At 74.4% G+C, this 3688-nt stretch carries 3 protein-coding genes and 2 pseudogenes; 1 reads left to right on the top strand and 4 read right to left on the bottom strand.

Annotation, left to right across the window (positions count from 1 at the left end; all coding sequences use genetic code 11):
• The 4 genes and pseudogenes from AB0C69_RS39815 to rimP all read right to left on the bottom strand — a co-directional run.
• A pseudogene (locus AB0C69_RS39815) lies at positions 1–810 on the bottom strand (hypothetical protein); the annotation flags it as partial.
• Between the two features lie 168 nt (positions 811–978).
• On the bottom strand, positions 979–1281 hold the full coding sequence (locus tag AB0C69_RS39810) for a YlxR family protein (RefSeq protein WP_345175201.1): 303 nt from the start codon (positions 1279–1281) through the stop codon (positions 979–981).
• Positions 1282–1285: 4 nt separating this feature from the next.
• Positions 1286–2335: a transcription termination factor NusA gene (nusA, locus tag AB0C69_RS39805; protein WP_360361517.1), complete on the bottom strand. Its 1050-nt coding sequence runs from the start codon at positions 2333–2335 to the stop codon at positions 1286–1288.
• Positions 2336–2360: 25 nt separating this feature from the next.
• Positions 2361–2924, bottom strand: a pseudogene (gene rimP / locus AB0C69_RS39800) (ribosome maturation factor RimP); the annotation flags it as partial.
• Between the two features lie 345 nt (positions 2925–3269).
• Here rimP and AB0C69_RS39795 point away from each other — a divergent pair.
• Positions 3270–3688 (top strand): hypothetical protein (locus AB0C69_RS39795; protein ID WP_360361514.1); only part of this gene is annotated, 419 nt, incomplete at its 3' end.

Below are 3688 nucleotides of genomic sequence, written 5' to 3'. Positions count from 1 at the left end.
GATCGTCCAGCGCGTCCAGATCGGCATCCTGTGCCTGGGCCTGCTGACCATCGCGTGGGCGCTGTACTCCGACCGGAGGGACGCGGCGCCGCCACCGCCGCCCGGGCGGTCACCGCCGGGACGGGGGCCGGGACGCGGCCCCGGCTTGGGCGCCTGGCCCATGCCGGTGTTGGTCGAGCTGAACGGGTTGTTGCCCGGACGCGGCCCACCGGGACCACGACCGCCGCCACCACCGCCGCCACCCTGGCGCGGAGCGGGGCGCGGGCCGGGCTTCGGCGTGCGGGGACCCGGCTTCGGGCCTCCGGGCGCGCGGTTTCCGGCTCCGGCTCCGGCTCCGGCTCCGGCACTGGGAGCGGGCGCGGGAGCGGGCGGGGCGCTCGGGCCCTGCGCCGCGGGCGCGCTCACCGGCGTGCTCGGCGCCGGCGGAACGGGCGGGCGCGGCGCCGGCTGCGGGCCGGGCCTGGGCGCACCGCCCTGGCCGCCCTGGCCGCCGGGACCGGCCGGAACGCCGGTGCCACCCTGGCCACCGGGACCGCCCTGGCCACCGGGACCCGGACGGGGCCCAGCGGGCCGCGGACCCGGACGGGGCCCGGGGCGGGCACCCTGAGAATCGGAACCGCCGCCGGACGAACCCGGACGCGGCGGTGCGGACGGGCGCGGACCCGGCTTCTTGGGCGCGCTCCGTCGGTCGCCCTGCTTGGGGGCGGATGAAGAATTTGAGAAGGCTTCTGTCAGCCTGCGAACGACCGGCGCCTCAATCGTGGAGGACGCCGACCGTACGAACTCGCCCATTTCCTGGAGCTTGGCCATGACGACCTTGCTCTCTACTCCGAACTCCTTGGCGAGTTCATAAACCCGGACCTTCGCCACTGCACTCCCTACTCGGTCCGGGGGTGCGGCCTCCGGACCGTCGCTAACTTGCCGTACTCATCGCGGCGTGCTCATCGAGCGCTCATAGCAATCTCGACCTGCTTCCGACTAGACGTCGCTTACCATTCGGCCATCCTGCTGCTGCGCGGCAAGGGCCGCAAGTCGCTCCCGCAGCGGACCGGCGTCGAGCGGGCCCTGCAGGCGGAACGCCCGCGGGAACGCCCGGCGCCGCTCTGCGAGTGCGAGACACTCCGGATCGGGATGCAGATGCGCACCCCGTCCCGGCAGCCGCCCGCGAGGATCGGGGACGATGACGCCCTCGACCACCACCAGGCGCAGCAAGTCGGACTTGACCGTGCGAACCCGGCAACCCACGCACGTGCGAACAGCGGCCGCCGGGCCACGTCCCATGAGTCTACCGCGCCGAGGCGTCGGCGGGGCCTGTCGCATGTTCTCCTGACGCGGAAGATCCGGATTCGCCGGTTCCGGTGCTGCTCGGGGGCGTCTGTACGGGCTCGGTGTCGGACCGGATGTCGATCCGCCAGCCGGTGAGCCGGGCGGCGAGCCGGGCGTTCTGCCCTTCCTTGCCGATCGCGAGGGACAGCTGGTAGTCGGGCACCACCACCCGGGCGACCCGGGCGTCGGCGTCGACCACCTCGACACTCGAAACACGTGCCGGGGACAGGGCATTCCCGACGAACTCCGCCGGGTCCTCCGACCAGTCCACGATGTCGATCTTCTCGCCGTGCAGCTCGCCCATCACGTTGCGGACGCGGCTGCCGAGCGGGCCGATGCAGGCTCCCTTGGCGTTCACCCCGGACTTGCGCGAGCGAACCGCGATCTTGGTGCGGTGGCCGGCCTCCCGGGCGATCGCCGCGATCTCCACGGTGCCGTCGGCGATCTCCGGGACCTCCAGCGCGAACAGCTTGCGGACGAGGTTCGGGTGGGTGCGCGACAGCTGCACCGACGGGCCGCGGTGGCCCTTGCGGACCTGCACCACGTAGGCGCGCAGCCGCTCGCCGTGCTCGTAGCGCTCGCCGGGCACCTGCTCCTGCGGCGGCAGGACCGCCTCGATCTTGCCGAGGTCGACCAGCACGCTGCGCGGGTCCTTGCCCTGCTGGATGATGCCGCTGACGATGTCGCCCTCGCGGCCCGCGTACTCGCCGAAGGTCAGCTCGTCCTCGGCGTCGCGCAGGCGCTGGAGGATCACCTGCTTGGCGGTGGTCGCGGCGATGCGGCCGAACCCCGTCGGGGTGTCGTCGTACTCGCCGACGGCGTTGCCCTCGTCGTCGGTCTCGGTCGCCCACACGGTCACGTGGCCGCTCTGCCGGTCGAGCTCGACGCGCGCCTTCGGCGCCGCGCCCTCCGTCCGGTGGTAGGCGATCAATAGGGCGTCTTCGATGGCCTTGACGGCCACGTCGAGCGAGATGTCCTTCTCGCTCTCCAGGCCCCGAAGGGCGGTCATGTCGATGTCCACGAGGTTCCCCCCTCTAGTCCGGCTGCGCCGGAGAACGCGATTCCTCGGCCGGCGACGAAGGCGCGAACTCCACCTGCACGCGGCCGCGCCCCAGCTCGCCGAGGCCGAACCGGCGCCGCACGGTCTCCGGCCCGGCGGTCTTCCCCTTCGGGGATGACGGCTTCCCGGCCCCGCCGGCGGCCTTCCCGCCGGTTCCCTTGCCCCGGCGCTTCTGGACGACGTCGATCTCCACGGCCTCGTCGTCGGCCGCCACCACGCGGCCCTCGATCTGGCCTCCCTCGGTCAGGGGGGCGACGACCAGCCGGCCGACGGCACGGCGCCAGTGCCGCGGTTCGGTGAGGGGGCGGTCGACGCCCGGCGAGGTCACCTCCAGCACGTAGGGCGAGGAGCCCATGACGTCGGACCCGTCGAGCAGCTCGGAGGTCGTCTCGCTCAGGCGGGCGATGGCGTCGAGGCCGATCCCGCCGTCGGCGTCGACGACGACCCGGACGAGCCGGCGGCGGCCCGCGGGCCGCACGTCGACCTCCTCCAGGTCGTAGCCCGCCTCGGCGATCGCGGGCGCGAGCAGCCTGCTGAGGGCGGCGGCGGCCGCGTCGCGGCTCGGCCGGGCGGCGTCGCGCGGCGGGGCCGCCTCCTCCTGCCAGCCGCGCCTCCCCTGAGCGCGGCCGCCACGGGACTCGACGCTCATGGGGTCCTCCTCCTGTTGTGCGCCTGCGATGTCTGTCGTGCGCCTGGCGGCGGCGGGGCCGCCGCTCGTCCGCCGACACCTCAAGACTATCGACAGCCGGGGACCGCAGCGGTCTTTCCGGCGCCTCTCCGGCGCGGCGGATATGGAATGCTTGAGCTGGCCTGATGGGCGCGTCCGGAGACCGCCGCCGCAGCGGGCCGCCGCCACCTCCGCAACCGGGTGAGGAGACTCCCTTTGCCAGAGGCCGCACCGCCGCCGGGGCAGGCGATGTCACGCTCGACGCAGGCGCTGTCACGCCGTGCGCTGCTGGGCCGGGCCGCGCTGCTGGGCGGCGGTGCGCTGCCCGTACTGCCGTGGATCGCGTCCTGCACGGCGGAGGCCGCCCCCGCGCCCGAGGACGTGCCGGTGCTGGTGGGCGCGATCGCCGCCGAGCAGAACCTGATCGCCTCGTACGAGGCGGCGCGGTCGTCGAACGCTTCCCAGTCCACGCGGCTCGATCCCGTCCTCGCCCATCACCGCAGGCATCTGGCCGTCCTGAGGCGGCACTACGTCGCGGGCTCGGGGAACCGGGCGGGCGAGGGCGGCGCCGTCCCCTCCCCCGTCGCGGCGTCGGTCCCCGCGGGCGCCGCGGGCCTCGCGGCCCTCCGCGACAT

The organism is Actinomadura sp. NPDC048032, assembly GCF_040653175.1.
Lineage (GTDB): Bacteria > Actinomycetota > Actinomycetes > Streptosporangiales > Streptosporangiaceae > Spirillospora > Spirillospora verrucosospora.
The sequence above is the reverse complement of the archived record's forward strand: the minus strand, read 5'-3'. Positions and strand labels throughout refer to the sequence as shown.